The sequence below is a fragment of the Algoriphagus hitonicola genome (genome assembly GCF_900113375.1).
Classification (GTDB): domain Bacteria; phylum Bacteroidota; class Bacteroidia; order Cytophagales; family Cyclobacteriaceae; genus Algoriphagus; species Algoriphagus hitonicola.
In genome coordinates this window covers 59,662-86,285 of the sequence record NZ_FOPC01000009.1, presented here as the reverse complement: position 1 = coordinate 86,285, position 26,624 = coordinate 59,662, and the positions used below count along the sequence as shown (strand labels likewise).

General features: G+C 42.6%; 23 protein-coding genes and 1 other RNA gene. 13 read left to right on the top strand and 11 right to left on the bottom strand.

Annotated elements, in window-relative coordinates; all coding sequences use genetic code 11:
* The first annotated feature begins 122 nt into the window (after nucleotides 1–122).
* Nucleotides 123–800, top strand: coding sequence for an ABC transporter ATP-binding protein (locus tag BM043_RS13005; RefSeq protein ID WP_092792312.1), 678 nt, complete (start codon nucleotides 123–125; stop codon nucleotides 798–800).
* Complete coding sequence (locus BM043_RS13000) at nucleotides 793–3,315, top strand: ABC transporter permease (RefSeq protein WP_092792310.1); 2,523 nt, start codon at nucleotides 793–795, stop codon at nucleotides 3,313–3,315. The genes BM043_RS13005 and BM043_RS13000 overlap by 8 nt, the downstream gene beginning before the upstream one ends.
* Before the next feature lie 51 nt (nucleotides 3,316–3,366).
* Here BM043_RS13000 and ssrA read toward each other — a convergent pair.
* Nucleotides 3,367–3,771, bottom strand: a transfer-messenger RNA (tmRNA) gene (ssrA, locus tag BM043_RS12995).
* A gap of 147 nt (nucleotides 3,772–3,918) precedes the next feature.
* On the opposite strand from ssrA, the gene BM043_RS12990 reads away from it, so the two are divergent.
* Entirely contained in the window at nucleotides 3,919–5,064 is a 1,146-nt protein-coding gene (locus BM043_RS12990; RefSeq protein WP_092792544.1) for a DNA polymerase III subunit gamma/tau, read from the top strand.
* 44 nt (nucleotides 5,065–5,108) lie between these two features.
* The gene (locus BM043_RS12985) at nucleotides 5,109–5,642 is read left to right on the top strand and encodes a hypothetical protein (protein WP_092792308.1); all 534 of its coding nucleotides are present in this window, start codon (nucleotides 5,109–5,111) and stop codon (nucleotides 5,640–5,642) included.
* Here BM043_RS12985 and BM043_RS12980 read toward each other — a convergent pair.
* The 4 genes from BM043_RS12980 to BM043_RS12965 all read right to left on the bottom strand — a co-directional run bounded on the left by BM043_RS12980 (nucleotide 5,639) and on the right by BM043_RS12965 (nucleotide 10,161).
* Entirely contained in the window at nucleotides 5,639–6,631 is a 993-nt protein-coding gene (locus BM043_RS12980) for a DUF3078 domain-containing protein (protein WP_092792307.1), read from the bottom strand. The genes BM043_RS12985 and BM043_RS12980 overlap by 4 nt on opposite strands.
* A gap of 17 nt (nucleotides 6,632–6,648) precedes the next feature.
* A complete protein-coding gene (locus tag BM043_RS12975) occupies nucleotides 6,649–8,226 on the bottom strand; it encodes a LysM peptidoglycan-binding domain-containing protein (protein ID WP_092792305.1) in 1,578 nt (525 codons plus the stop codon).
* A gap of 61 nt (nucleotides 8,227–8,287) precedes the next feature.
* Nucleotides 8,288–8,932, bottom strand: a complete 645-nt coding sequence (locus BM043_RS12970; RefSeq protein ID WP_092792303.1) for an O-methyltransferase — start codon at nucleotides 8,930–8,932, stop codon at nucleotides 8,288–8,290.
* 2 nt (nucleotides 8,933–8,934) lie between these two features.
* Entirely contained in the window at nucleotides 8,935–10,161 is a 1,227-nt protein-coding gene (locus BM043_RS12965) for a M16 family metallopeptidase (protein ID WP_092792301.1), read from the bottom strand.
* A gap of 275 nt (nucleotides 10,162–10,436) precedes the next feature.
* On the opposite strand from BM043_RS12965, the gene BM043_RS12960 reads away from it, so the two are divergent.
* From BM043_RS12960 to vapC, 3 genes are all read left to right on the top strand, one after another.
* Complete coding sequence (locus BM043_RS12960) at nucleotides 10,437–11,723, top strand: aminopeptidase P family protein (RefSeq protein WP_092792299.1); 1,287 nt, start codon at nucleotides 10,437–10,439, stop codon at nucleotides 11,721–11,723.
* A gap of 78 nt (nucleotides 11,724–11,801) precedes the next feature.
* A complete protein-coding gene (locus BM043_RS12955; RefSeq protein ID WP_245753033.1) occupies nucleotides 11,802–12,002 on the top strand; it encodes a type II toxin-antitoxin system VapB family antitoxin in 201 nt (66 codons plus the stop codon).
* Nucleotides 11,999–12,406, top strand: coding sequence for a type II toxin-antitoxin system VapC family toxin (vapC, locus tag BM043_RS12950; protein ID WP_092792297.1), 408 nt, complete (start codon nucleotides 11,999–12,001; stop codon nucleotides 12,404–12,406). Before BM043_RS12955 ends, vapC begins: the two co-directional genes overlap by 4 nt.
* On the opposite strand, the gene BM043_RS12945 is transcribed toward vapC, so the two are convergent.
* The gene (locus BM043_RS12945) at nucleotides 12,403–13,254 is read right to left on the bottom strand and encodes an endonuclease/exonuclease/phosphatase family protein (protein ID WP_092792294.1); all 852 of its coding nucleotides are present in this window, start codon (nucleotides 13,252–13,254) and stop codon (nucleotides 12,403–12,405) included. The genes vapC and BM043_RS12945 overlap by 4 nt on opposite strands.
* A gap of 120 nt (nucleotides 13,255–13,374) precedes the next feature.
* Here BM043_RS12945 and BM043_RS12940 point away from each other — a divergent pair, with 120 nt between their 5' ends.
* Nucleotides 13,375–14,268: a flavin reductase family protein gene (locus BM043_RS12940; protein ID WP_092792292.1), complete on the top strand. Its 894-nt coding sequence runs from the start codon at nucleotides 13,375–13,377 to the stop codon at nucleotides 14,266–14,268.
* A gap of 39 nt (nucleotides 14,269–14,307) precedes the next feature.
* On the opposite strand, the gene sppA is transcribed toward BM043_RS12940, so the two are convergent.
* Nucleotides 14,308–16,074, bottom strand: a complete 1,767-nt coding sequence (sppA, locus tag BM043_RS12935; protein WP_092792290.1) for a signal peptide peptidase SppA — start codon at nucleotides 16,072–16,074, stop codon at nucleotides 14,308–14,310.
* A gap of 69 nt (nucleotides 16,075–16,143) precedes the next feature.
* On the opposite strand from sppA, the gene folK reads away from it, so the two are divergent.
* Nucleotides 16,144–16,632 carry a 2-amino-4-hydroxy-6-hydroxymethyldihydropteridine diphosphokinase gene (folK, locus tag BM043_RS12930; protein ID WP_092792288.1) on the top strand — a complete coding sequence of 163 codons (489 nt, stop codon included), beginning with the start codon at nucleotides 16,144–16,146 and terminating at the stop codon, nucleotides 16,630–16,632.
* A 39-nt stretch (nucleotides 16,633–16,671) separates the two neighbouring features.
* Here the strand turns inward: folK and fabD are convergent, their stop codons facing one another.
* Together fabD and BM043_RS12920 are read right to left on the bottom strand one after the other, a co-directional pair.
* Nucleotides 16,672–17,547, bottom strand: a complete 876-nt coding sequence (gene fabD, locus BM043_RS12925) for an ACP S-malonyltransferase (protein ID WP_092792286.1) — start codon at nucleotides 17,545–17,547, stop codon at nucleotides 16,672–16,674.
* Nucleotides 17,548–17,613: 66 nt separating this feature from the next.
* Nucleotides 17,614–18,531: a LysR family transcriptional regulator gene (locus BM043_RS12920; RefSeq protein ID WP_092792284.1), complete on the bottom strand. Its 918-nt coding sequence runs from the start codon at nucleotides 18,529–18,531 to the stop codon at nucleotides 17,614–17,616.
* Nucleotides 18,532–18,617: 86 nt separating this feature from the next.
* Here BM043_RS12920 and BM043_RS12915 point away from each other — a divergent pair, with 86 nt between their 5' ends.
* Nucleotides 18,618–19,577: a sodium-dependent bicarbonate transport family permease gene (locus BM043_RS12915; protein WP_092792282.1), complete on the top strand. Its 960-nt coding sequence runs from the start codon at nucleotides 18,618–18,620 to the stop codon at nucleotides 19,575–19,577.
* Here the strand turns inward: BM043_RS12915 and BM043_RS12910 are convergent.
* On the bottom strand, nucleotides 19,558–19,995 hold the full coding sequence (locus tag BM043_RS12910; protein ID WP_092792280.1) for a thiol-disulfide oxidoreductase DCC family protein: 438 nt from the start codon (nucleotides 19,993–19,995) through the stop codon (nucleotides 19,558–19,560). The genes BM043_RS12915 and BM043_RS12910 overlap by 20 nt on opposite strands.
* Nucleotides 19,992–22,769: a T9SS type B sorting domain-containing protein gene (locus BM043_RS12905; RefSeq protein ID WP_092792541.1), complete on the bottom strand. Its 2,778-nt coding sequence runs from the start codon at nucleotides 22,767–22,769 to the stop codon at nucleotides 19,992–19,994. Before BM043_RS12905 ends, BM043_RS12910 begins: the two co-directional genes overlap by 4 nt.
* Nucleotides 22,770–23,090: 321 nt before the next feature.
* On the opposite strand from BM043_RS12905, the gene BM043_RS12900 reads away from it, so the two are divergent.
* From BM043_RS12900 to BM043_RS12890, 3 genes are read left to right on the top strand one after another with little or no spacing between them, the layout of a single operon-like run.
* Nucleotides 23,091–23,771 (top strand): succinate dehydrogenase cytochrome b subunit, encoded by a 681-nt coding sequence (locus BM043_RS12900; protein ID WP_092792539.1) that lies wholly within the window; start codon nucleotides 23,091–23,093, stop codon nucleotides 23,769–23,771.
* A gap of 13 nt (nucleotides 23,772–23,784) precedes the next feature.
* Complete coding sequence (locus tag BM043_RS12895) at nucleotides 23,785–25,719, top strand: fumarate reductase/succinate dehydrogenase flavoprotein subunit (protein WP_092792278.1); 1,935 nt, start codon at nucleotides 23,785–23,787, stop codon at nucleotides 25,717–25,719.
* 24 nt (nucleotides 25,720–25,743) lie between these two features.
* On the top strand, nucleotides 25,744–26,493 hold the full coding sequence (locus BM043_RS12890; protein WP_092792277.1) for a succinate dehydrogenase/fumarate reductase iron-sulfur subunit: 750 nt from the start codon (nucleotides 25,744–25,746) through the stop codon (nucleotides 26,491–26,493).
* The last annotated feature ends 131 nt before the right edge of the window (nucleotides 26,494–26,624 follow it).

The window sequence follows — 26,624 nt, the reverse complement described above, 5'->3', positions numbered from 1 at the left end:
TCCTTTACTGAAGTGATTTTTTTGTTACTTGCTAGAGTCGAAAAATCAAATCCCCAGATAATTTAACAAAGCGTTGGGCTTTTCGTTTGAGAAGAAAATCATCTTGCACCATACTAGTAAAAATGAATATACTTTCCATTCAGAATTTGAGTAAAACCTACCAAAGCGGAAACCGAAAATTAACGGTTTTGGATGATGTAAACTTTGACCTTGCGATAGGTGAGACCATATCTATCGTAGGTCCTTCGGGCAGTGGCAAGACCACGCTTTTAGGACTTTGCGCAGGGTTGGATTCCGCTAGCTCTGGTTCTGTAGTATTAAACGGGGCGTCTTTGGAGAAACTCTCAGAAGATCAACGCGCCGCAATTCGTAATCAGCATGTAGGATTTATTTTTCAAAATTTCCAATTACTGCCCACCCTCACGGCCTTGGAAAATGTGATGGTGCCTCTCGAACTAAAAAAACGAAAAGATGCCCGAACTAAAGCCATGGAGTTGCTGGAAAAGGTGGGTTTGGGAGACCGAATGACTCATTATCCTACGCAGCTTTCCGGAGGTGAACAGCAACGGGTCTCCATTGCCCGAGCTTTTGCCAATGATCCCAAGATTCTATTTGCAGATGAGCCTACCGGAAATCTTGATACCGAAACCGGGGAGATGATTGAGCGGTTAATTTTTGATTTGAACAAAGAAAAAGGCACCACGCTCGTTTTGGTCACTCACGATACCGAACTCGCAGCTAAGACACAGCGAATCATCCATATCAAAGGCGGAAAAATACAGGAGGATAATCATGCCTGATTTTGCTTGGATTCCGAAAATGGCCCTTCGGGATTTTCGGAAAAACATTTCTCGTCTTTTACTTTTCGTCTCTTCGATTGTCGTAGGTATCGCTGCTTTGGTAGCCATCAGCTCCTTTGGTGATAATCTGACAGGGGATATTGACAATCAAGCGAAAGAACTCCTCGGAGCCGACTTGGTCTTGGAAAACAATAAACCGATCGGAGATCAGCCCATTGATTCTCTGGCTACCCTGACGGCCAGTGAGGTGAATTTTGCTTCCATGGTCGCTTTTCCCCAGACTGGGGCGAGCAGACTTACTCAAGTGCGAGCACTGGAAGGAGATTTTCCATTTTATGGAAAATTGGAGACCATTCCCGAATCAGGGGATGCGGACTTTAGATCGGGTGGGCAAAAGGTACTGGTAGAAAAAGTCCTGATGGCGCAGTTCGATGCGCAAGTCGGAGATAAAATTAAAGTTGGAAATCTTGAATTCGAAATTGCCGGTGAGCTTCAGGGAGTCCCCGGACAAACTGGAATCACGGCAACAGTAGCTCCGGCAGTGTATATTCCAATGGCTTACTTAGAGGAGACGGGATTGGTTCAATATGGGAGCCGAGTCGAGTACAATCGCTATTTCCAATTCGAAACCAATACTGATGTAGAGGCGCTTATTAAACCTTTTGAAGAGGAGTGGGAAATCGACCGGGTAGATGCGGATACGGTTGAGGACAGGAAACGCTCCACGGGAAGGTCTTTCGAAAATCTTTCTAATTTCCTGAGTTTGGTTGCCTTTATCGCCTTGCTTTTGGGATGTGTGGGAGTCGCTTCTGCGGTCAATGTTTTTGTAAAAGAAAAACTCGCATCCGTTGCCGTTTTGCGTTGTTTGGGCGTTTCTTCCCGAGATGTCTTGTTAATTTATCTGTTTGAAATTGTAGTCATGGGATTGGTGGGGGCAATCATCGGTTCCATCCTGGGTACAGGACTTCAGTTTATATTACCGGCCGTATTTGCGGAATTTTTACCTGTAGAGGTGAGTGTGAGAATTTCTTGGTTATCCATTGGATTTGGTGTGATCACGGGGCTTTTTGTATCGATTCTTTTTGCTCTTTTACCATTGTTGAAAGTACGGAAGGTCTCGCCGATGGCTACATTGAGGCCAGAAACTGCGGATTCTACACTTTTCAAAGATCCGATGCGATGGCTGGTTATTCTCGGTATTTTAGTATTTATCTGGGGATTTAGTTATTATTTGCTGGGACAGCTCGATTGGGCTTTTGGGTTTACCGGATTTGTGGTTTTTGCCTTTGGCATACTTTGGGGAGTAGGTCAATTGATCATGTGGTCGGTTCGAAAGTTCCTTCCGATTACGCTGAGATACACCGTGCGTCAGTCTTTGGCCAACCTTTATCGGCCAAATAATCAGACGATTTCACTTATCGCCACCATAGGACTGGGTACAGCGATGATTAGTACACTTTTCTTTCTGCAGAGTCAGCTTTTGGAAGAAGCAAAATTTGCGGATAAAGAAGATCAACCCAATCTGCTGATGTTTGATATCCAATCTCCTCAACTGGATGAAGTGAGGGAAAAAGTGCTCAGCAGAAATCTTAAAATCATACAGGAAGTGCCGATTGTCACCATGCAGCTGAATGAAATCAATGGGATAGACAAACGGGAGAACGAGGAACTTTCTGAGGAGGAGAACTACTCCCGCTGGATGTATAATCGGGAATATCGAGTAACTTATCGTGATACCCTGATTGAGACTGAGAAAATAGTTGAGGGAGAATTGATTCCTTACGGTGCTCGGGGGGATTCTATTTTTGTGAGTTTGTCAGAAGGGTTTGGAGGAGACAGAATGAAAATAGGAGATGAAATCGAATTTAATGTGCAAGGCAGACCGATCAAAACCTACATTGGTAGCTTTAGGGACATCAAGTTCAATCAGATTTCGACCAACTTCATTGTGTTGTTTCCTGAGGGAGTTTTAGATCAAGCACCGAAGTTTCATGTGATTATTACCCGAACCAATAATGACCGGGAATCTGCGGCTATTCAGTCAGAAGTGGTGCGTGAGTTTCCAAATATTTCCGTGGTGAATCTGGGAGCAATCGTGGAAACCCTGGAGGATATTTTGAATAAGATTAGTTTTGTGATTCAATTTATGGCCTTGTTTAGTATAGTTACTGGAATTTTGGTGTTGATCAGTTCGCTGATTATCAGTAAGTATCAGCGAATGCGGGAAAGTATTCTTCTCCGGACGCTCGGTGCGGACTCGGGTACGGTGAGCAAAATCAACACCCTAGAATATTTCTTTTTAGGAAGTTTGGCGTCATTATCTGGGATTATCCTGTCCTTTCTTGCAACTTGGCTATTGAGCGTATTTGTTTTTGAAATGAGCTTTAGACCTGCTTGGGGTGCCGCTTTTGGACTTTATGCGGCGATTACCTTGCTTACGATTGTTTTGGGCTGGCTCAATGGTCGCAAAATCATCAATCAGCCTCCGATGGAGATTTTGAGGGGAAATGGTTGAAATTTCGGGGTAAAAACAGAAAGCCTTCCAAAAATGATTTGGAAGGCTTTTTTGTGGAGCTGGCGAGATTCGAACTCGCGTCCAGATAAGGAAACACCGTACCGTCTACATGCTTAGTCACCTGTTGGTTTTTCGACTAGACTATGCTGGGTGACACACCTGAGTCTAGCTTAGCGATTGGGACTTAAGCTTGCTTAATCGCATCACAAGCTGCAGTCTGACCTGATCGACACCTCAGTTCCGCCCGGATCAGACCACAGACGGTGAGATGTGGCCGGGGAATCCGCCACGGCGGACTCAACCCTTTAAGCTTTCTATCCTGTTAAGGTTAGATTAGGCAGCCATGGCGTAAGAATTTTCGCCATTTATGGTTCGTATGAATCTTTCAAGGCCGTACATACTCCAGCCTGCATGCGAGCCCGATCCTTACACTTACTGTCAAAACCGGTCAGCCCCATATCACTTGGGATGACAAAAGTAAGTCAATTTTGGTTCCCGATTTTGAATTTCCTGATATTTCATTTTTTGGCTTTATTGGAATCGGAGTTTCTAATTTTTCAATCTTCTAATTCCCGAATGAGGAGATTTTTATATCTTGCAGCGATGGAAAATTTCGTTGTTTCGGCAAGAAAATACAGACCGGCAGATTTTAAAAGTGTGGTAGGCCAAGAGCATATCACGACCACACTTCAGAATGCAATCAAAAACAATCATTTAGCTCAGGCTTTTCTTTTTTGTGGGCCTCGGGGAGTGGGTAAAACTACCTGTGCGAGGATTTTGGCCAAAACCATCAACTGTGAAAATCGAGGTGACGATCAGGAAGCCTGTAATACCTGTGAGTCCTGTATTTCTTTCAAAAACAACTCCTCTTTTAATATTTACGAACTCGATGCCGCGTCTAATAACTCCGTAGATGACATTCGGAATCTTGTAGATCAGGTTCGCTATGCTCCTCAAAAAGGACAATATAAGGTCTATATCATCGATGAGGTGCACATGCTTTCGAATGCAGCTTTTAATGCGTTTCTGAAAACCCTGGAGGAGCCGCCCAAATATGCCATTTTTATCCTAGCGACAACCGAAAAGCATAAAATCATACCGACGATTCTTTCGAGATGCCAGATTTTTGATTTCAACCGGATTCAGATCAAGCACATTGCTGAGCATTTAAAATATATCGCAGATAAGGAAAAAGTTGAATATGAAGATGAGGCCCTTCGGCTGATCGCAACCAAAGCTGATGGAGCGCTTCGGGATGCACTTTCGATTTTTGACTTGATCGTAACTTATTCCGCAGGAAAGAAAGTAACTTATCAGGAAACAATCGCCAATCTTCATATTTTAGACTATGACTATTATTTCAAAGTCGTGGATGCGCTAGTAGATGGGGATATTTCCCAGTCCTTGTTGATTTTTGATGAAATCCTGAAAAAAGGATTTGATGGGCATAATTTTATTGTTGGGCTTACTGAGCATTTCCGCGATCTGTTGGTTTCACAAGACCAAGTGACCTTGAATTTGATCGAAGTCTCCGAGACGGTCAAAGAGCGATATATGGCTCAAAATCAATCTACCAGTCAGTCGTTTTTGCTTTCGGCACTTCATATTGCCAACCAATGCGACATTCACTACAAAGCCAGCAAAAATCAGCGGCTGCACGTGGAATTGGCTTTGATGAAAATGGCAAAATTACCTGAGGCCCTTAGCTTGGCGGCCTTGGTTGCGGAGGATTCTAAAAAAAAAAGCTAGCTGATTCCCCTGAAAGATCCGTAGGCTCAACCGTCGTTCCTTCTGTGGCAAGTATCGGGACCAAAATCACCCCGGTCCAAAAGACCATTTCGATCCCATCGAGTCTTTCTGCGACCAAAAAAATCATAAAAGATCAAGGTCAACAACCTCAGGTAGAAATAAAAGACGAAAAAAGACCTGTTGAATTTGTCTCGACGACAGAGGAACTAAAACCGCTAACCCAAGAGCTTTTGGATCAAATCCTGATCGAGGTCAAGGAGCATTTCAAAGGCTTGGGAAAAAACTTAGAGTTGGCCATTTTGAATCAAGCGGTGAGAATAGATGGAGAAGAGGTAGTGCTGGAAATTATGGGACATGTGCAGGAAGAGATTGCGCTGAAGATGAAGCCCGATTTGATTCAACTTATCCGTTCAAAAGCCTCTGTCGGTAAAATTTCCATTCGCTTGGATATCAAAGAGGAAATCGAATCCCAATCCTCAAAATTGTATACCGATTCAGATAAATTTCGCTTTTTGACCGAAAAACATGCAGCCTTTAAAGAGTTTACCAAGCGTTTTGGTTTGGAAGCAGATTATTAAAAATCCAACGAAATACCGAAATTAATGAGGTTTTGTAATTGGACGGCTTGTTTGGAGCTACCATCATCCTGCTTGATAAAAACCTCCTCGTCATAGATTAGGGTTGTTTCGATCCGGGTAGATATAAATCGGTTTACTTTCATCTGAATAACCGAATTGAAATTCACCACCATATTTCCAAAGCGCTCATAGTTGGAAAAGAGGTTCAGATCAGCCTTCCAAGAAATGTTTTCCATCAGCTGAATGTCTGAAACTGAAGTCGCAAAAGACATCCCTGCCTCTGCACGGACGTTTTCTCCCGGAGTGACCCCAAAAGCACCTACACTGCTCAGAGAGTCATTCATCACAATGGTAAATCGGCCTGTGAAAGGGGATAAAATCGTGGAGATTTTTCCTTTGTTTTCATAGGTCTTTCGATAATTGAGACCGGTGGAGGATTGGATGTATCCGGGTGAAAGCAAGTCGGAAATTTTTTCACGAACCTCATTTTCACTTCCAGATGGGCGAGAATATTTGTATCCGTCTAGGAGCTGGGTCCGAGCATCAATTTGGGTAGAGAGATAAAACATTTCGGAAAGCTCTCGACCATAGTTACTGCTGAAATTAAAATTGTCATTGGTTTTTCGCGTACTGTAATCCCGGTCTGATTGTCGGTTAAATCCCAAATTGATATTCAACTTGGTATCCCATACTTTCTTGTCTTTTTTGTAATTCGCAAAAAGGGAAAACCCCGTATTTAAGGCAAAGGAACTCGCTCCCCCCGCTGCCCAGTTGGTCAGTGTGGATTGTTGAATGTTTAGATTGTAATTTCCTCCAGTCTCCCAAAAAATCTCTTTAACTGGCTCATCGATCAGTAGCGAATCTCCCAGCATCAATAGCGTATCTCCTCCGATCAAAACAGTGTCAGGAATGATTCGTCTGTCCTGAGCAGTCGACTCATGGGATAGGCAAAAGTATAATAGCCCTACCGAAAGCAGAAAATAACGCATAGAAAAGAAGTGTGGAATCAGGGCTTGAAGATAGTTAATTTCTGGCCAACGCTGATGATATTTTGGCTTCCGATTTGGTTCCAGTTTTTGATTTGATCTACGCTCACACCATATTTTCGGCTGATTGAATAGAGCGTTTCTCCGGGAGAAACGGTGTGAATGAGTTGATTAGCTGCCGAAGTTGGTGGAGTTTGTTTTACGCTATTGGTAGTTTTAGATGCCTGGGTAGAGGCAGGGACAGATCTCGGATTCTGGGCTACACTTCTATTTTGATTGACAGGTACGATCTGAATATCTTTCCCTCTTTTACGATGCTCCTGAAGGTTCAATACCATGCCTGCTTTGAGATCCCGATCTTTTCGAATTCTGTTTTTGGCTTTCAGAGAAGAAAGTTTGATACCGTATTTTTGGGAAATGCTCCATAATGTCTCTCCAGGCTGTACGACGTGAGTTTCCACCACTGCCCGAGGTTTCTTTTTCTGTGTGTAATAATAGTTGCCAGCTTCGACCCGCTCATTGGGGTCGAGGTCATTCAGGCGACGTAATTTCCGCTCCTTGATTCCTACCTGATCAGCAAATTGCTCCAAAGAGGTGGTTTTAGCCGCTTGAACTCCATCTAGATTATTGATAGTAATTTGATTGGGTTGAGTAGCCTTATTGGTATTTCCAGCAATTTTTGGAAAAGCTGAGCTTGTTTTTGTCTCGGTCGAATTTGTAGGCTTGGTGGGTGCGGGCTTTGATTCCGGTTCGGTTTTGATGACCGCGGGCTGATAGTCCGGATTTACTTCTTCTATGTAAAAAAGGGAAAAGGTGCCCGATGGAATACGCCCATTTGAGGTCCATTTATTCATTTCTTTGAGATGCTCCTCGCTCACTTGATATTTTTTTGCCAAGGTGGACAAGTTGGTCGGTCCCTGAATTTTGGTTTCGACCAGTCGCTGACTGGATGAAGTCAAGATGCCGACCTGATTTTCAAAGGCGATTTTATGCGCTAGAAACTTCTTGAAATACCAATGACTATTTCGGTCAATGTCCATGACCCGTTGGCCATTGTAGCGATTGCCAAAATAGGATTTTGCTCCTCCCAAACCCATTTGATATGACACCAAGGCACATACCCAGTTGTCAAATGAATTATTGTGTTTTTTTAAATATAATCCTGCTCCTCGGCTGGAAGTGGCGATATTTTTCCGCTCATCGATTTGTCCATCGACCCGAAGGAAAACCTCTTCTGCCGTCCCTTGCTTAAATTGCCAAAAACCTACTGCATTTGAAGTAGAGACAGCGTCTGGAATCAATCCGCTTTCTTGGATTACCAAGTATTTCAAATCTTCCGGTACTCCCACCGCTCTAAGTTCTCGTTCGACGTAGGGCATGTAAAGGTTGACTCGATCGAGTTTTACCTTGAAATAGGCAGGGTTTCGGTAGAGTGCATCTACATCTAGCTGAATTTCTCGACGCGCTTGTGGATTGATGCGGATAATCATATCTGCAAATTCCAATTCCGCTGGTACCTGAGGGATAGGACCTTGTGCAAAACTTGATACAGAAATGAATACAAAAAATGTAAAACTCAGGATAGTATTAATTCTCATGTTTTTTGGCTACAAACTTATGTTTGCCTACTCGCAAAAATGATTCCTAAATTTTATCAAATCAGCGTTTTCTGATCAACATCAGCCCATCACGGATGGGTAGCAGGCAAGTTTCCACGCGTGGGTCTTCGGCGACTTTGCGATTGAATTCCAAAATAGCTACAGTATCCTTATCGATTTTTTGTTCTTTATCTATCAAAATCTTACCTGACCAAAGGACATTATCTACCAAAATAAGACCGCCTGAAGGTATTCGGTCTAAAATCAGATCATAATATGCAGCATTGTTTTTTTTGTCCGCGTCGATAAACGCAAAGTCAAAATCGCCCTCTAGCAGCGGGATAAGATCGAGTGCATTTCCCAGTCTATAATCGATTTGTTTGGCTAGTCCGCTTTCCTTGAAAAATCCCCTGACCATATGCTCCAGTTCATCATTTTTGTCCAACGTGATCAATTTCCCATTTTTCCCTAAACCACGAGCCATGCAGACGGCAGAATATCCGGTGTAAGTACCGATTTCAAGAATGGTTTGAGGTCGATGCATTTTCACGAGAAGTTCAAGAAATTTCCCCTGAAGATGCCCAGAAAGCATCCTTGGCATCAATACTTTAGCCTGGGTTTCACGAACTATCTTTTTTAACAGCGTATCTTCCTCACTGGTATGTGCTTCACAATAGGAGAGTAGTTCGGGATCAATAAATTCCATGATTAATTAGGGGTGTAGGTCAAATAGCTCAACTGCTCAGGGTCAAAGATCTCATTGGAAATCTCCAAAAGTTCTTCGGCCGTGGTTTTTCTGATTTGCTCAAAAATACGCTCCAAAGGATCTATTTTCCCATGATCGATCAGACTTTTTCCAAAGACCAGCATCAATGCGGCATAGTTTTCCTCTGCCATAGCCATTTGACCAATAGCCTGTTCCTTGGCCATGTGGAGCTGCATAGTTCCTAGTTTTTTGATGCGAAGTTTTTGCAATTCTCGCTGTACGATTTGCTTGGATTTTGATAGGGTTTTTTCCTCAGTTCCAAAAAATATCCCAAAGAAACCAGTATCCGAAAATGGCTGATAAGTAGATTCGATGCTGTAAACATAGCCGTATTTTTCGCGGAGCGCGAGATTTAACCGACTATTCATCGATGGTCCACCGAGGATATTATTTAGCAAGAAGAGTTTGTAGCGTTTTGGGTGAAACTGCGAAAAGGCGGGCCTTCCCATCGCTGCTAGCGCTTGGGAAATTTCCCGATTGATGGTTTTTGATTTTGGCTGAAAATGTTTGAATTCACTTCTAGCGTACAAAGTCCTTTTGGATGGGATTTGACTAAGCGGTCCTTCGATTGCACGCAAGGCTTTGGTGAAGGAAATATTTCCAATAATGGAAAAAACCACCTGACTCGTATCCAATCTACTGGAAATAAACTCGAAGAAATCCTGCTGGGAAAATCCTCGGACAGTTTCTTCATTTCCCAAAATATTCCTTCCCAAAGCGTGGTTTTCAAAGACCAATTCGTCCAATTCATCCTGAATCGAATCATCCGGAGAATCCCGGTACATGGCCATTTCCTCAAGAATTACCTGCCGCTCTTTTTCGATTTCTTTGAGTGGAAAGGTCGAGTTAAAAGTGATGTCAAAAAGCAAGTCCGCGGCTTTGGTATAATGCTCCTTCAGCACCGAAGCGTAGAAACATATTTTTTCCTTGGTGGTGTAGGCGTTAAGTTCACCGCCGAGCGATTCCAGACGATTAATGATGTGGAAGGTTTTCCTTCGCTTGGTTCCTTTGAATGCCATGTGCTCCCAGAAATGCGCCAAGCCTTCCTGCTCCTTGGATTCATCTCTGCTTCCAATATTGAGAATAAATCCACAATGCACCAGTCGGGTGTGGGCGACTTCTTGGTGTACGATACGGATACCGTTTGACAGCTCTTTGATTTGAATCATATATGCAATTAAAATCCAAAATGGATCCCTTTTTGGGCAAAGGGTTCATCTGAATCTATTTTATTTTAATCTAAAATTCGAGGATGTAAGCCTTTTTAACAGCGACTGAGTTGATTTAGTTTTGCTGATAAAAAGTAAGACAATTGGCTTTAAAACAATACAATTTGATGAGAATAAATTCCCTGAAAATTCTCACCACTGCTCCTTTTCTTTTAATTTCGAATCCATTTACTCCGTTAAGAAAATTCTCAGCATTTGACATAATATATTTATTTATGAAATATCAGCCAATCCCATCTTCAGTTTATCAAAAAAACCGTCAGAAACTCGCCTCAAAGCTCGCTGAAAACTCCCTAGCGGTTTTCAATTCCAATGACATCATGCCAACCAATGCGGACGGTACGATGAAATTTAGGCAAAATAATGACCTCTTTTACCTTTGTGGGATTGATCAGGAAGAGACGATTTTGTTAATCGCGCCGGATTGTCCCAATCCAAAATTCAGAGAAGTTCTGTTCTTGCGGGAAACCAACGAACACATTGCTATTTGGGAAGGGCATAAATACACCAAAGAGGAGGCAAAGCAGGCATCAGGGATTGAAAATATTCAGTGGTTAAATGCATTTGATCAGATTTTTAATACCGTGGTGGCTTTGTCCAAGCGAATCTATCTCAACACAAATGAGCATCTTCGTGCTGGAGTTATTGTTGAAACCCGAGATGCGCGTTTTATACAAAGCTGCAAAGAACGGTATCCGCTTCACGAATATGATCGTGCGGCGCCCATCATGCATGAACTCAGGGGAGTCAAAGAACAAGAGGAAATTGATCAGCTGCAGATCGCTTGCGACATTACGGAAAAAGGCTTTCGTCGAATTTTGAATTTTGTCAAGCCAGGTGTCACCGAGTATGAAATAGAAGCCGAATATCTTCATGAATTTGTCAGAAATAGGAGCAAGGGGTTTGCCTACGAACCGATCATCGCCTCTGGTGCTTCTGCCTGTGTACTGCACTATATCGAAAATAACAAGGCCTGTCGTCCTGGTGAGCTGTTGCTGATGGATGTGGGGGCAGAATATGGAAATTACAATGCCGACATGACCAGGACAATCCCGGTCAGTGGCAAGTTTTCCGATCGGCAAAAAGCCGTGTACAATGCAGTGCTCAGAGTACAGCAGGAAGCTATGAACATCCTGAGGCCTGGTACAACTATCCAAGACTACCATCGAGAAGTAGGACTTATCATGCAGTCCGAATTAGTAGGTTTGGGACTCATTGATCAGACGGATATTAAAAATCAGGATCCTGACTGGCCGGCATATAAAAAATATTTTATGCACGGGACTTCCCATCATTTGGGATTGGATGTGCATGATGTGGGGACTATGCACGGACCGATTACCCCGGGAATGGTATTTACTGTAGAGCCGGGCATTTACATACAAGACGAAGGTTTGGGAATTCGTCTAGAGAATAATATTGTCATTCAATCCGATGGCTATTTTGATCTGATGCGAAATATTCCCATCGAAGCTGATGAAATTGAGGATTTGATGAATTGAATTAAATCTTTTAAGAATTGAAATTAATTCCTATCAATTTTTGTGTATAAAATAGTTTATTCTGGTGTATATTTATTCATGATGAATCGAACTAATATTGAAATAGACGAAAATTTGATTGCAGAAATTCAATCGCGATCAACGCTTAAAACCAAAAAGGAGATTGTAAATCAAGCCTTGAAGGAGCTATTGAATCAATTAAAAAGGAAGGAATTACGCAGCCTTGCCGGAAAAATCAACTGGGAAGGTGATTTGGATTCCATGAGAGAATTGAAATGACAAGGGTTTTAATCGATACGAGTATTTGGATTGATTTTTTTCGAGGAAAGAATAAAGCTCATGTGCAGGAAGTTCAAAGGCTTCTCAAGGAAGATCAAGTTTGTATTTGCCCACCAATCTACCAGGAGATACTTCAAGGACTAACCAATGAAGAACAATTTGAGCAGGTCAAAGACCTTTTGGACGGGTTGATTTGGTTGGAATTGCCATATCGCGATTTGGCTTTAGAATCTGCCCGGATTTACATTTTGCTTCGAAAGAAAGGACTCACCGTAAGGAAAAGCATGGATTGCCAAATAGCATATTTTGCGTTGACGTTTTCTGTAGAGGTTTTTCATTATGATCGTGATTTCGATCAAATTTCAACTGTGTTTCCACTGATTTTACACAAAACTTTTAATTAAAATTCGATCTCCACCATCACGGGGAAGTGGTCTGATGGATATTTTTTACCGTAATTATCGGTCAAGATGCCATGTCGGATGACTTTAACATCCCCATGGACAAAAATATGATCGATGATGCCATCGGGCATTTTCTCCCAATCAAAACCGGTGAATGTTCCCTCCGGGCCATAAGCGGGGATTTCTGATATCAAACGGGCATCTTGCCAGTCGGCTGACTTGGTGATCGTGGTATATGCAGGATTATCCGGTGTAACATTAAAATCTCCCAATAAAATTACCGGTAGGTTTTGCGTATTGATTTCGGCGATTTTTTGGATTACCAGTTTACTACTTTCTTCTCGGGCTTGCTGTCCGATGTGATCATAGTGAATATTGAATACATAAAAAGATTCTCCGCCCTGATTTTTAAATTTACCCCAAGTACAGATTCTGTTCAGAGCGGCATCCCAACCTTTGCTGGGTTTTTCAGGAGTGGGCGAAAGCCAAAATGTACTTTGATCAAGTAGTTCGTATTTTTTTGGATCGAAAAGGATAGCTGTGAATTCCCCTTTTTCTGCACCGTCATCCCGGCCTACACCGAGGTATTCAAAATCCAAAGTTTCGCTGAGTTCTTTGATTTGATGCTGAAGTCCTTCTTGGGTGCCAAAGAGTCCGATTTGATGAAATTGGATCAATGAAGCGACATGAGGAGATCGGTCCTTCCAAAGATTTCCTTCGTCACCGGCATTGTCAAATCGGATATTAAAAGTGGCGAACTGATGGCTTTGCTGGCCAAATGAGCTTCCAAAGGCCAGTAAAAGAATAAGAAGAGCTAGGGTAAACTTTAGGGTTTTTATAGGTTTCATCGGAGAACTAATTAAGTTCTGTTTGTTTATCTTTTAAAATAGCGCTTTAATTTGCTGAAAAGAAACCGATTTTTACATTTCTTCAAATTTGGATTTAACATTTAATATAAACGTAATTTAATGAAAACCATTTACCCCAATGATCTGCCTGTACCTGAGTTTCATGCCTTACTTCAGGGAAGTGTAGCTCCCAGGCCGATTGCTTTTGCCAGCACGATTGATCGAGAAGGGAACGTGAATCTCAGTCCTTTTAGTTTTTTTAATCTGTTTAGTACCAATCCGCCCATTTTGATTTTTTCACCTTCTAGAAGAGTGCGTGATAATACGACCAAACATACCTTGGAAAATATCCTCGAAGTTCCCGAGGTGGTAATTCATACCGTGCATTTTGGGATGGTCGAGCAAATGTCATTAGCGAGTACTGAGTATCCAAAAGGTATAAATGAATTTGAAAAAGCCGGGCTTACAACTGTCCAATCCAGCTTGGTAAAACCTCCAAGGATTTTGGAAGCTAAAGTCGCTTTTGAATGCCAAGTCAATGAGGTGAAACCCTTGGGGGAAAGCGGGGGAGCGGGTAATCTGGTGATTTGCGAAGTGAAATGTGCGCATGTTGATGAAGATATTTTGGATCAAAATGGGGTAATTGATCCAAATAAAATTGATCTGGTCGCACGCTTGGGAGGCAACTGGTATTCTCGAACCAATGGTCATTCACTTTTTGAAATACCAAAACCCCTTCGGACCATGGGGATAGGAGTGGATCAGATCCCTGACCACATTCGGAATAGTTTGATTTTGACCGGGAATAATTTGGGTCGATTAGGAAACGTGGAGCAGCTTCCCGCTGTGGAGGAGGTAAAAAAATTCGGAGTTAATCCTCAATTGGAAGAAATGCGGATACGCTTTCAACATGACCCTGCTAGCTGGCTGGATCATTTGCATCTTTGGGCCAAGGATGAGTTGGATGAAGGAAATGTGGAAAAAGCCTGGTTGATTTTGCTTCAAGAGCAATAAAAACAAAGGCCTCAGAAAATGACTGAGGCCTTTGCTGACTTATCTGATTTTAAGTTCCTGTGGCATTCGAGCCTGGATGCCTTGATAGTTTTTCAGACGTTCTACTTTTTTCAAAAGTTCATATTCAGTTCCCAGCTGACTTTTAAGGAGTTTGATTTTTACATTATCGCCAAAATCGCTCATCAGCGTTTCAAACCAAGGCCTTTGCTCAGGATAGTAAATAACGCGGTAGTCATCTCCGGCTTCGATTCTTTCTACTGCTATTTCGATGGCTTTTTCCAAACCGCCCAATTCATCCACTAAACCACGCTCAATGGCTTGATTTCCAGTCCAAACTCTACCTGAAGCAACTTCCTTTACTGCTTCTGCTTCCATTCCTCTTCCTTCTGCTACCCGGCTGATAAACGTGTCATATCCATCTTCGATTTGTCTCTGAATAATGGATCTTTCCACCTCAGTCAAAGGCCGGGATGGATTCATAAAATCTGAAAGTTCACCGGTGGCTACCACATCGGTAGTCACGCCTAATTTATCATTGATTAATTCCTGTACATTAAACCAAAGACCAAAAATTCCAATGGATCCGGTAATGGTATTAGGTTGGGCTACGATGACATCAGCTGGAGCAGCAATATAGTAGCCACCTGAGGCGGCAACTTCGCCCATGGATACGATCAGAGGTTTGGCCGCTTTTGCCTCTTTCATTTCCCTCCAGATCACTTCGGATGCCAAAATAGAACCACCGGGAGAATTGACCCGAAGGACGATGGCTTTGATATCCTCATCTTTTCTGGCCTCTCGGATTTCTTTAGCAAATTTTTCTGAGCTGATGACTCCTTCCGCATTTCCTCCGACGATTTCGCCTTCGGCTATGATTACCGCAATTCTATTTTTGGAGGTGATATTTTTAGACTTCGCGAGCGAGCCGAGTTTTGTGGCGTTGATGGTGGGGATTTCGTCTTCTTCATCCAGTTCCAACTTTTCCCGGAGTTTGGCATGGACTTCATCCTCATAGGTCAGCTCATCCACCAAATGAAAGCTCACTGCATCTTCTGGTCTTCTGACCAGCATCTGATTATTGATGATCAGCGTGCTGTCCAAAGAAACACCTCTAGAGTCACTAACAGCGGTAAGCATTTGCTGATTGATGTCATCGAGGAAATACTGAGTTTGAAGTCGATTTTCAGGGCTCATTTTATCCAAAATAAATGGCTCTACCGCACTTTTGAATTCCCCCACGCGAAAGACTTCAGGTTTGATGCCTACTTTTTCGAAAAATCCTTTCAGGAAAATACCCTCTGATGAAAGCCCGTTAAAATCGATGCCACCCAATGGGTTGAGGTAAATTTCATCTGCTACAGAAGCTAAATAGTATCCTCCTTCGGAATAAATTTCGTCATAGGCAATGATGAATTTTCCCGAAGTTTTGAAATCCTCCAAAGCCTCTCTGAGCTCAAGCAGATTGGCCTGTCCCGCGAAAATCATCCCCGTATTCAGGTAGATTCCCTTGATGTTTTCATTGGTTTTGGCTTCCTCGATGGCTTTTTTAAGGTTAATTAATCCAGCCGACATATCCTGACCAAAGGGATTGCCAAAACCAGCCAAATCAAAATCATCCTCCGAGGTCCGCTCCACTAAAGTACGACCGTTGAGATTGAGGTGGAGAACAGTGTTTTTTTCGAGGGACACTTCCTCATCTGATGATGCTGCAATGATTCCAATTACCCCAAAAAAGAGTAAAAAACTCAAAATACTGAACACGAATAGACCTACAATTACGGCCAAAACATTTCCTAAGAACTTCATAATTAGATAAATTTGACCGTAAAAATAGACTATTTCAGGGAATGAATAAAATAATGTTTTTATTACATCATGGTTAAAGAAGTTACTTTGATTTTAGGCGGAAATGAAGGTGACCGACTGGGTTTGCTTAAGCAGGCTGTAAGAATGATCTCAGAATTCGCCGAAATCCTCAAATTTTCTTCCATTTATCAATCCGAATCTTGGGGAGGAGTGGCAGAAAATGATTTTTTAAATCAAATTTTGATTGTGAAAACCGGCACAACGCCGATGGCTTTTTTGGCTCATATTCAGTCTATTGAAATAGCTCTAGGGAGAAAAAGAGATATTCACTGGGGAAACCGGACCATGGATATTGATATTTTATATTGGGAGGATGAAGTGATTCATTTGCCAGAATTGAAAGTTCCTCATCCGCTATTGGATCAGCGGCGATTTGTTTTAGTCCCTTTGATAGAAATAATGCCTGATTTTATTCATCCTCTGGCTAAAAAAGATCAACGAAGCTTATTGGAAGTCTGTGAGGATAAATCCCGTGTTGAGCTTTTTTGCAAACCATAAAAAAAAGGCTGCCTTTTAGAGACAGCCTTTTATTCAATTTTAAAGACCTGAAACCTGAGCTTCGGGATGGATTTTTTTAACCAAACCCTGAAGTACTTTACCGGGACCACATTCTACAAATTCGACTGCTCCATCCTTGACCATGTTTTGGACAGATTGTGTCCATTTGACAGGAGCGGTCAATTGAGCGATCAGATTCGCTTTGATCTCGGAAATATCAGTGACCGCAGTGGTGCTGACATTTTGATAGACAGGGCAGGAAGGTTGACTAAAATGAGTGTTTTCGATGGCGCGTTGAAGTTTTTCACGAGCGGGCTCCATCAGCGGTGAGTGAAAAGCTCCACCTACAGGTAAAGGTAAGGCCCGTTTCGCTCCAGCCGCTTTCATTTTTTCACAGGCGATTTCGATTCCTCTATTGCTTCCAGAAATGACTAATTGACCGGGGCAATTGTAATTGGCCGGAACGACGATTTCGTCTTGAATTTCGGCACAGATCTCCTCTACTTTTTCATCAGCTAATCCCAAAATAGCCGCCATAGTGGAGGGGTTGATTTCACAGGCCTCCTGCATCGCCATAGCCCGCTGATAGACCAGATTCAACCCATCTTCAAAAGCCAGTGTACCATTGGCGACCAATGCTGAAAATTCCCCCAAGGAGTGACCGGCAACCATATCCGGCTTGAAATCAGGAGTGGTTTTTGCCAAAATTACCGAATGCAAAAAGATAGCTGGCTGAGTTACTTTGGTTTGCTTGAGTTCCTCGTCAGTTCCCTCAAACATGATATCTGTGATCTTAAAGCCTAAGATTTCGTTGGCTTTTTCAAAGAGTTCTTTGGCTACAGAACTAGACTCGTACAGTGATTTTCCCATTCCGGGGAATTGGGCTCCTTGGCCCGGAAAAACAAATGCCTTCATGAAATATCGATTGGTTTTGGGGCAAATATAAGTCTTTTTTTTAGGGTCGTTTTTAGCAAAAAGATGCTAGACTTTTTCAAAATGATCATTGAAAACTTTTTCTTTATTCTCCGATATCCACCTGATAAAAGCCTTGACTGCCGGTGGATGTTTTTTTTGTTTGAGCCATATGAGTTTCCATTCGGCTTTTAAGGGTATTCCCTTCAATGGCAAAAGTTTTATGCGGCCTTCTTTGACTTCTTTACTCATAGAATAGATTGATAACAGCGAGATGCCAAGTCCGGCCATAACGGCTTGCTTGACGGCTTCGTTGGTAGCGAGTTCCATTTTGCTTTGAATGTGAATGTCCCTATCCTGAAAAAACTTTTCCATCATCACCCGCGTGCCAGAGCCCTTTTCCCGTAGGATAAATGGGATTTTATGCCATTCGCCTTTTTCGATTTTTTGTTGATAGTGGGAAGCATGTTCTGGACTGCTGGCTAAGTGCCAGTGATTTTCGGCCAAAATGATATTTTCCAAGTCCAAATCTTCGGGACTGAGGGAGACCAATGCCAAATCGGTGCTGTTTTCTTCTAAATGAGAAAGCACTTTGTACCGGTTGGACACTTCAAGGCTGACTTCGACATGGGGGTGTATTTTCAAAAAATCAGCGACCAAATACGGGATAATATATTTACCGGTCGAAACGGCCGAAATCCTGATTTTTCCTGCCAAAAGTCCTTTTAGCTCGAGCATGCGCTGTTCGATTTGGTCCATTTCGGCAAAAATCCGATCTGCCATTCCGACCATTTCCTGACCAAATTCGGTGATGTGGATTTTCTTACCAATGATCTCCGTAAGAGGAACATCAAATTGTTCCTGAAGATTTTTCAGCTGCATGGAAACCGCCGGCTGAGTCATATTGAGCATTTTGGCGGCCTTGGTAATGCTTTCGTGCGTATGTATTGCCTGCAAAGCCCGCAACTGTGTAAAAGAAATATTCATAAGCAAATCTAATATTTATAGTGTTAACGATAATAAAAAATTATGTTTTTGTTTTTTTTGAGATTTTTATCTCAAATATTTGCGGCATGGATTTTCAGATTTTGATAAATAACCTCACCAATCCGAGCTTGTTGTTCTTTGTGTTGGGGATTGTAGCGGTAAGGTTAAAAAGCGATTTAGAGATTCCGGGTACTTCGGCAAAATTCATCGCGCTTTACCTGATGCTTTCGATAGGTTTTAAAGGAGGTCAGGAACTCTCCCACAGTGAATTTGAAATCTCAATTATCTGGGCCTTACTTTTTGGTCTTGTCTTATCTGCAATAGTACCGTTTTATACCTTTTTTATCCTGAAAGGGAAATTGGGTACCGCCAATGCCGCTGCTATTTCTGCTGCTTATGGATCTATTTCTGCGGTGACCTTTGTGGCGGCAGTTTCTTTTTTGGAGAACCAAGGCGTGAGTTTTGGAGGTCATATGGTCGCGGTGATGGCACTGATGGAGGCTCCGGCAATTATTTCCGGTGTTATTCTTCTGCGAAAATTTTCTGAGAACAAAGGATCCGGAGGAATGAAGAACACGGTTATTCACGCTTTTACCAATGGCTCAGTCCTGCTGATCCTTGGAAGTTTGGTTATCGGGTTGATTGCGGACGAAAAACAAGCGGAGGGGATCAAACCCTTCGTGACTGATATTTTTAAGGGATTTTTGGCCGTATTTCTTTTGGATATGGGAATAAATAGTGGACGGAAGTTGAAGACATTTTTTAAAAACGGCTATTTCTCTACTCTTTTTGCCATATTGGTTCCACTTTTCAATGGATGTGTGGTGGCCATTTTAAGTTATTGGATTGTATCCGAACCTGGAGACCGATTTATTTTTTCGATCTTGGCAGCAAGTGCTTCCTATATAGCAGTGCCTGCAGCGATGAAACTGGCAAATCCGGCCGCCGACGAAGGACTTTATATCCCGATGGCTTTGGCGATTACCTTTCCGTTTAATATCACACTCGGGATGCCTATTTATTGGATTATAATTCAGCTGTTTTAATAGGAGAGTTTTCGCCACTCAAAAATTTAGCTTCCTCTTCCGGGCTTGGTAGACGACAGGTGTTCTTCTTTCCAAACCAACGGTAACGGTTTTTTCCGATCCAATCGTAGACAGGATCTCTTAGCCATGTAGGCAAAAAAATTAAAGGATATAAAGCCGGCCATAATCCGGATAGGTGCTTAGCTATTTTAAGAGCAGCCGTACTTTTATAAAAGATTTTTTCATCCTCCAGCAAAACCAATGAGTCGAGATAGTCGGCTTTGACCTGATAGCTGGCAAGAATTTTTTTACTGAATTGGTCTTGCAATGCTCCCACAAGAAACCGGTCTTTTCGATCTCTATTGATTATAAAATCTATGGAAGTATTGCAAAGATTACACACCCCATCAAAGAAAATGATGGATTTGCTCAAACTCATCGGATGATCTGGACGGTCCCTTTTAAATTTTGGCTTTGTTCGGAAGGATCAAGCACATCAAAGAACACTGTGCCGGAGTAGAAATAGGTCCCCGCCGGTAATTCGCTGCCATTTTTATCTCTACCATCCCAACGGATGAAAATATCGTTTTCGTTAGATTCCAAGCTGTTGTAGGTAAATACTTCTGCTCCCCAACGGTTTACGATGTTGATCTCCACGCCGGTCACAAATCTTGGGCATTGTGAGAATGGATTGTCAAATGCGATAAAGGTGTCATTCAAACCGTCTCCGTTTGGCGTAAAGGTATTTGGCAACTCGTAGTTAGGGCAATTTTCCACACAGACAATATTGCTTGGTTCACTTTCATTTCCGGATCTATCCACCGCAGTAATATAATAGCAACCTCGATAAGTAGTCAATTCTGTGACTCTCGTGGATAATTCCAAGGCGGATAATTCCTCGATAAATTCAAATTGTCCTTCTTCTCCATCATCGGTGAAATACAATCTATAGCCTGCAAGTTCATCATCACACTCTCCGGAGAAATCCGGTTCCCAACTTAAATCATGGAAAAAGTTGTTTGAATTGCAGGGGAGTTCGGCTACGTATTCACTGCATTCCGGTCCCTCAAACGTCAACACAGGTGGACAAGGTAGACGATTGTCATCCGGTTTTGCACAAACGATTTGTGATTTGTTTTCCAAGGGATAAACCAAGCCTTCAACGTTATACGATCCCTTGGTAATCACATAATAACAGTATTCGATTTCTTTTTCCAAAGGCTGACTATTGAAACTTCCATCGTCTAAAAACCGGAAGCCATCCGCAGTGACATCGACTTCTGCGATTAGCTCGAAGGTATCCTCGTCTTCTCCTTCAGGATCAGTACGATTTCGATATACTTCATGTCTAAAATCGCCGACCGCATTGTTCCAAGGGACATTAAACTCCCAATTAAGCTCAATCGCTTCATTGATAATCGTCGGTTCGAGCCAGACTGAAGATGCGCTCGAGGAAGTATCGATTTTAGTACCTTGATCCAAGAGTACCACCTCGTAATTGTAAACGAGGTTTTCTGTATTTAATCCGGTATCGGTAAACAAGGTGTCGGAGGTAACGATCAGAGAAATCCTGTCATCATCCCCTGTATACCCCGTACTTCTTACCAACTCATAGGTAAATGGACCGGGGAATTGCGTTCGGTCAATGTCATAAGGAGGAGTCCATTTGACAAAAATTTCACCTTCATTTTCATCCGTTTCTTCCACGCTGACATTCGTAATGATCGGTACATCCACGTCAATGGTGATGCAGATTTCCTCAGAAACGATACTTTCACCCAATCTAGGTTCTGGGAAAGCCGCCACCAAGCGATAGCAATACGTGTTGCCAGGAGCCAAACCTTCCCCACCATTGAGATCTTCAAAACTGAAGGTCTCCATATCTGTAGTTCCGATCAATTCATAACCGGGTCTGATTCCTGTTTCACAACTATCAGGCTCATAAGGATCCGAATTAATTCTGCGCCAAATCTGCATTTCATCCGCAGAACTCGCACAGGCATAAGGATCCCAGTTGAGCTCTACTGCTCGTCCGGGCATTTGTTCCAGATCATTCCAGACTGGGGGAGGGCCAATGACTTTGATTCGCCAAGTTTTGATATCAACCAATGCGGGACCTGATCGTGGTTGATCGGTGATTCTGACCCGCACATCGTACTCTCTTGCTCTTACATGGTTGCAGACCGTCTGCCAATCAAAGTTTACGATTCCCGGGGTAGGCTGAAATTCAGACTCGGGATTATAGTTAGCCGGAGAGGTGGTGATTTCGAGAGGTTCACCAAAGACCTCAATTTTAATGGGATCCCCATCGGGATCTTGCCCCTGGATGATTTCTTCGATCAGTGTGCCTGCTTCCACGCAGAGATCTGGAGGTAAGATTAATTCCGGCCTTCGATTATTTGAGTTTTCGATAATGATCTGCATGTCCCGAACCACATAGCCGATCTGCACCCACTCTCCATCGAGTTTACGATATTCTTTGATCCGAAAAGCGACATTAAACTGTCCAGCGGTACCGGGAGCATCCCAAATTAAATCTCCAAAAATTGGGTCTAGCTCAAGAAATGCAGGAGATGTTCCATCTTCTTGATTGAAGCTGAATTCGGCATTTGCAGGGCTTCTGTAGTTATTTACCGGACGCTGGAAAAATTGTTTTGGGATGTCCATCTCATAAGCCAAACTATCACCATCAGGATCGTAAGCTCCGGGGTTGTGAATATATCGGACATTGACGGCGCCATTATCTACGGGAGGAATGGTTAATATTGGTGAGTTGTTGACTCCGATAAATGGGTCAATCGTAATCTGAGTTTCTACATAAAACGGAGTGTCCACCGAGTTATCCATATTCAGTGTCAAGTCATTCCGGTTAAATTCTTGAAATCTAATTGTATATGTACCGGGACCCTGGAAAGTATGCTCTATAACAAAGGTGTTTTTTTCGATTTGATTTCCTAAGCTTTCCACAAGTGAAAAACTACTTTCGGTATTCAATTGCTCCTCACGCCCATCGCCAAAATTGATGGTTCCCGGTCCGAAGACCACATTGGACCGAGTATCGGTATAGCCGACCACCGTGATCCTGTAGGTAAGTGTCTGTACTGAAATCCGCTCGGCGATAATCTCTCCTGCACGAATGTGGGTCGCCCAAGAAGAAGAGAGTCCGAGAAATAAGAAAATGATAAAAAGTCCTATGGAAAGTTTGAGTCTCATATTGCGCACCATTGATCCCTAATTTATCCCAAAACACTTCCCGAGTCCAAAAGTTATTTTGCTGAGATTTATGTTTTGATTTTTAATCTATACGAAATAAACGGAAGAAAGTAGAAAATCTAGCTAAAATCAAACAATAAAATTAAACAGTCTGTTAAAAATCCAATTTGAACAGGCTGAAAGGGCTTTTCGAATTAATCTATTTAGAACCTTTTAAAATAAGAGTGGAGTATGTGAATGGATTGTTTGCTAGCTGTTCCAAATGTAAATTTGGCCTCAGTTATAGAAAACATTCGTTTTACACCAATCCTAAAAAATCATATGAGTTGGGTTACAAAAACCTTAAGTAGCACACTGGGAAGAAAGCTGATCATGGCATTGACAGGACTCTTCTTAATCCTGTTTTTAGTAGGTCACGTCTCCGGCAATTTACTTTTGCTCAAGGGAGACGAAGGAAAGTCCTTTAATATCTACGCAGAGTTCATGACGACGAACCCTGCCGTTAAATTACTGTCCTATTTGACCTATATTTCAGTAATCGGGCATGTAATTTATTCTATCATTCTTACCCGTAAAAACAAGTCTGCTCGTCCCATTGCTTACGCCGAAACGAAAGCTTCGACCAATTCCTCCTTTTCATCCAGAAATATGGGGATTTTAGGAACTATCATATTGGTTTTCTTAATGGTTCATATGCAGAATTTCTGGTACCAGATGCACTGGGGAGATATTCCTACTGTAACTTATGATGGGGAAACGTATAAAGATCTATTTGCTGTAGTTTCCTTTTCATTTCAAAATGAACTGCTCGTCTTGGGTTACGTGATTGCCATGGGATTTTTGGCTTTTCATCTTTCTCATGGATTTGCGAGTGCATTTCAGACCTTGGGTTTGAATCATAAAAAATACTCTCCTGCTATCGAAACAGTAGGGAAGATTTATTGCGTAGTGGTTCCGGCATTATTTGCCAGTATGCCACTTTATATCTATTTCACTAGCTAATTAAAAGTCCCGTATGATACTAGATTCCAAAATACCTGCTGGTCCTTTGTCAGAAAAATGGACTAAGCATAAGTTTAACAGCAAGCTGGTCAACCCGGCAAATAAAAGAAAATACGAGGTCATCGTAGTGGGTACAGGTTTGGCGGGCGCATCTGCGGCAGCCTCTCTTGCGGAGTTGGGGTACAATGTCAAAGCCTTTTGTTTTCAGGATAGCCCACGCCGGGCACACTCTATCGCTGCACAAGGTGGAATCAACGCTGCTAAAAACTACCAAAACGACGGTGACTCTGTGTTTAGATTGTTTTACGACACGATCAAAGGAGGTGATTACCGTGCTCGCGAAGCAAATGTCTACCGACTAGCGGAAGTGTCCGTAAATATCATTGATCAGTGCGTGGCTCAAGGTGTCCCTTTTGCGAGAGAATATGGTGGCCTTCTGGCTAACCGTTCTTTTGGAGGTGCGCAGGTTTCACGGACATTCTATGCCCGCGGTCAGACAGGACAGCAATTGTTATTGGGTGCTTATTCAGCACTGAGCCGACAGGTCGCCAATGGAAAGGTGAAACTTTATCCACGAACCGAAATGATGGACGTGGTCGTTGTTGACGGCCATGCGCGAGGTATCGTGACAAGAAATCTGATTACCGGTGCGATCGAAAATCATGCGGCACATGCGGTATTGCTCTGTACGGGAGGCTACGGAAACGTATTCTTCTTATCAACTAATGCAATGGGTTCCAATGTAACAGCGGCTTGGAGAGCTCACAAGCGTGGTGCTTACTTTGCGAACCCTTGCTATACTCAAATTCACCCGACTTGTATACCTGTATCTGGCGATCATCAATCTAAATTGACTTTGATGTCCGAATCACTTCGGAACGATGGTAGAGTCTGGGTTCCTGCTACTAAGGAAACAGCAGACAAGCTTCGAAAAGGAGAAATTAAAGCCAACGATATTGCAGACAAGGATCGGGATTACTACTTGGAGCGAAAGTATCCAAGTTTCGGAAACTTAGTTCCCCGTGATGTGGCTTCTAGAAATGCCAAATATGTCTGTGATGAGGGTCGCGGCGTCAATGAAACTGGCGAGGCAGTATTTTTGGATTTCCGTGATGCGATCAAGCGGGATGGAGAAGATACCATTCGCGCCAAATACGGTAACCTATTTGATATGTATCAGCAAATCACCGGTGAAAATCCTTACCAAGTACCGATGATGATTTATCCTGCGGTTCACTATACCATGGGAGGGCTTTGGGTTGATTATAATCTAATGACCACAGTTCCGGGCTTGTACGCTTTGGGTGAAGCTAATTTCTCTGATCATGGAGCAAATAGACTTGGAGCTTCTGCTCTGATGCAGGGATTGGCAGACGGCTATTTCGTGATTCCTTATACTGTGGGAGATTATTTGGCGCAAATAGGACCAAAGCCAGTAGATGTAAACCATCCGGAATTTCAAAAAGCAGCAAACGAGGTCAAAGATCGAATCAATAAGTTGCTAAGCATCAAGGGTTCCAAAACCGTAGATTATTTCCATAAGAAGCTTGGAAAAATCATGTGGGACGAATGCGGAATGGCAAGAACTGCTGAAGGCTTGTCAAAGGCTAAGGCTGAAATCAAAGCACTGAGAGCTGAATTCTGGAAGGATGTCAAAGTATTGGGCGAGAATGAAGAACTCAATCAATCGTTAGAGAAAGCTCATAGAGTGGCAGATTTCTTGGAATTGGGTGAATTGATGATTGATGATGCGCTCAACAGAGATGAGTCCTGTGGAGGTCACTTCCGAGAAGAGTACCAGACACCTGAAGGGGAGGCATTGAGAGATGACGAAAACTTCGCTTATGTGGCTGCTTGGAAATACACTGGAGACAATCAGGAAGAAGAGCTTCACAAAGAGCCTTTGGAGTTTGAAAACGTGAAGTTGACCCAGCGTTCATACAAATAATTAAGATTTAAAATTCATAGTTCTATGAAATTGACATTAAAAGTATGGAGACAAAAAAACAATACCGATAAGGGTGGCTTTGTTTCCTATCCAATAGATGGAATATCCAAGGACATGTCCTTTTTGGAAATGTTGGATGTTCTGAATGAAGAGTTATCTGACAAAGGTGAAGATCCAGTTCATTTTGATCACGATTGCCGAGAGGGGATTTGTGGGATGTGTTCCTTGTTTATCAATGGAAAACCCCATGGTCCACAGCAAACCACTACCTGTCAGCTGCACATGCGGTCCTTCAATGATGGAGATACCATCACGATAGAACCTTGGAGAGCGAAGGCATTTCCAGTGGTCAAAGACTTGGTTGTAGATCGATCTTCTTTTGACCGAATCATCCAAGCTGGAGGATATGTATCGGTGAATACTGGTGGTGTTCCTGATGCAAACGAAATTCCTATTCCAAAGCGAATAGCAGATGAAGCTTTTGATGCGGCGACCTGCATTGGATGCGGTGCCTGTGTAGCGGCATGTAAAAATGCCTCTGCAATGCTTTTTGTATCGGCTAAAATTTCCCAACTCGCTATGCTGCCTCAAGGTCAAGTAGAGCGAAAAGAACGAGCAGAGAAGATGATCGCTCAGATGGATTCAGAGGGTTTTGGTGCCTGTACCAATACAGGGGCTTGCTCCGCAGAATGTCCAAAGGGAATTTCGCTGACCAATATCGCTAGAATGAACCGAGAGTATTTCTCGGCGGTCGTCAGTAGCGAAAACGTCTAATACAATCAAACCAATAAGAGGCCGGCTAGTCCGGCTTTTTTTGTGCTTTTCCATGGGTAAATTGGATTAAAATATCAAAATCAGGAATAAAACCCAATAATATTTCAGTTTAGGGCCTTATTTGTTAACTT

Coding starts and splice junctions, on each gene's coding strand:
- BM043_RS12920 (WP_092792284.1), bottom strand. CDS start 18,531: ATGAATATTTCTTTTACACAGTTGCGGGCTTTGCAGGCAATACATACG.
- folK (WP_092792288.1), top strand. CDS start 16,144: ATGGTTAAAGAAGTTACTTTGATTTTAGGCGGAAATGAAGGTGACCGA.
- BM043_RS13000 (WP_092792310.1), top strand. CDS start 793: ATGCCTGATTTTGCTTGGATTCCGAAAATGGCCCTTCGGGATTTTCGG.
- BM043_RS12965 (WP_092792301.1), bottom strand. CDS start 10,161: ATGATTCAAATCAAAGAGCTGTCAAACGGTATCCGTATCGTACACCAA.
- BM043_RS12915 (WP_092792282.1), top strand. CDS start 18,618: ATGGATTTTCAGATTTTGATAAATAACCTCACCAATCCGAGCTTGTTG.
- BM043_RS12960 (WP_092792299.1), top strand. CDS start 10,437: ATGAAATATCAGCCAATCCCATCTTCAGTTTATCAAAAAAACCGTCAG.
- BM043_RS12990 (WP_092792544.1), top strand. CDS start 3,919: ATGGAAAATTTCGTTGTTTCGGCAAGAAAATACAGACCGGCAGATTTT.
- BM043_RS12890 (WP_092792277.1), top strand. CDS start 25,744: ATGAAATTGACATTAAAAGTATGGAGACAAAAAAACAATACCGATAAG.
- fabD (WP_092792286.1), bottom strand. CDS start 17,547: ATGAAGGCATTTGTTTTTCCGGGCCAAGGAGCCCAATTCCCCGGAATG.
- BM043_RS12980 (WP_092792307.1), bottom strand. CDS start 6,631: ATGCGTTATTTTCTGCTTTCGGTAGGGCTATTATACTTTTGCCTATCC.
- BM043_RS12940 (WP_092792292.1), top strand. CDS start 13,375: ATGAAAACCATTTACCCCAATGATCTGCCTGTACCTGAGTTTCATGCC.
- BM043_RS12970 (WP_092792303.1), bottom strand. CDS start 8,932: ATGGAATTTATTGATCCCGAACTACTCTCCTATTGTGAAGCACATACC.
- BM043_RS12975 (WP_092792305.1), bottom strand. CDS start 8,226: ATGAGAATTAATACTATCCTGAGTTTTACATTTTTTGTATTCATTTCT.
- BM043_RS12955 (WP_245753033.1), top strand. CDS start 11,802: ATGATGAATCGAACTAATATTGAAATAGACGAAAATTTGATTGCAGAA.
- BM043_RS12945 (WP_092792294.1), bottom strand. CDS start 13,254: ATGAAACCTATAAAAACCCTAAAGTTTACCCTAGCTCTTCTTATTCTT.
- BM043_RS12905 (WP_092792541.1), bottom strand. CDS start 22,769: ATGAGACTCAAACTTTCCATAGGACTTTTTATCATTTTCTTATTTCTC.
- BM043_RS12910 (WP_092792280.1), bottom strand. CDS start 19,995: ATGAGTTTGAGCAAATCCATCATTTTCTTTGATGGGGTGTGTAATCTT.
- BM043_RS13005 (WP_092792312.1), top strand. CDS start 123: ATGAATATACTTTCCATTCAGAATTTGAGTAAAACCTACCAAAGCGGA.
- vapC (WP_092792297.1), top strand. CDS start 11,999: ATGACAAGGGTTTTAATCGATACGAGTATTTGGATTGATTTTTTTCGA.
- BM043_RS12895 (WP_092792278.1), top strand. CDS start 23,785: ATGATACTAGATTCCAAAATACCTGCTGGTCCTTTGTCAGAAAAATGG.
- sppA (WP_092792290.1), bottom strand. CDS start 16,074: ATGAAGTTCTTAGGAAATGTTTTGGCCGTAATTGTAGGTCTATTCGTG.
- BM043_RS12900 (WP_092792539.1), top strand. CDS start 23,091: ATGAGTTGGGTTACAAAAACCTTAAGTAGCACACTGGGAAGAAAGCTG.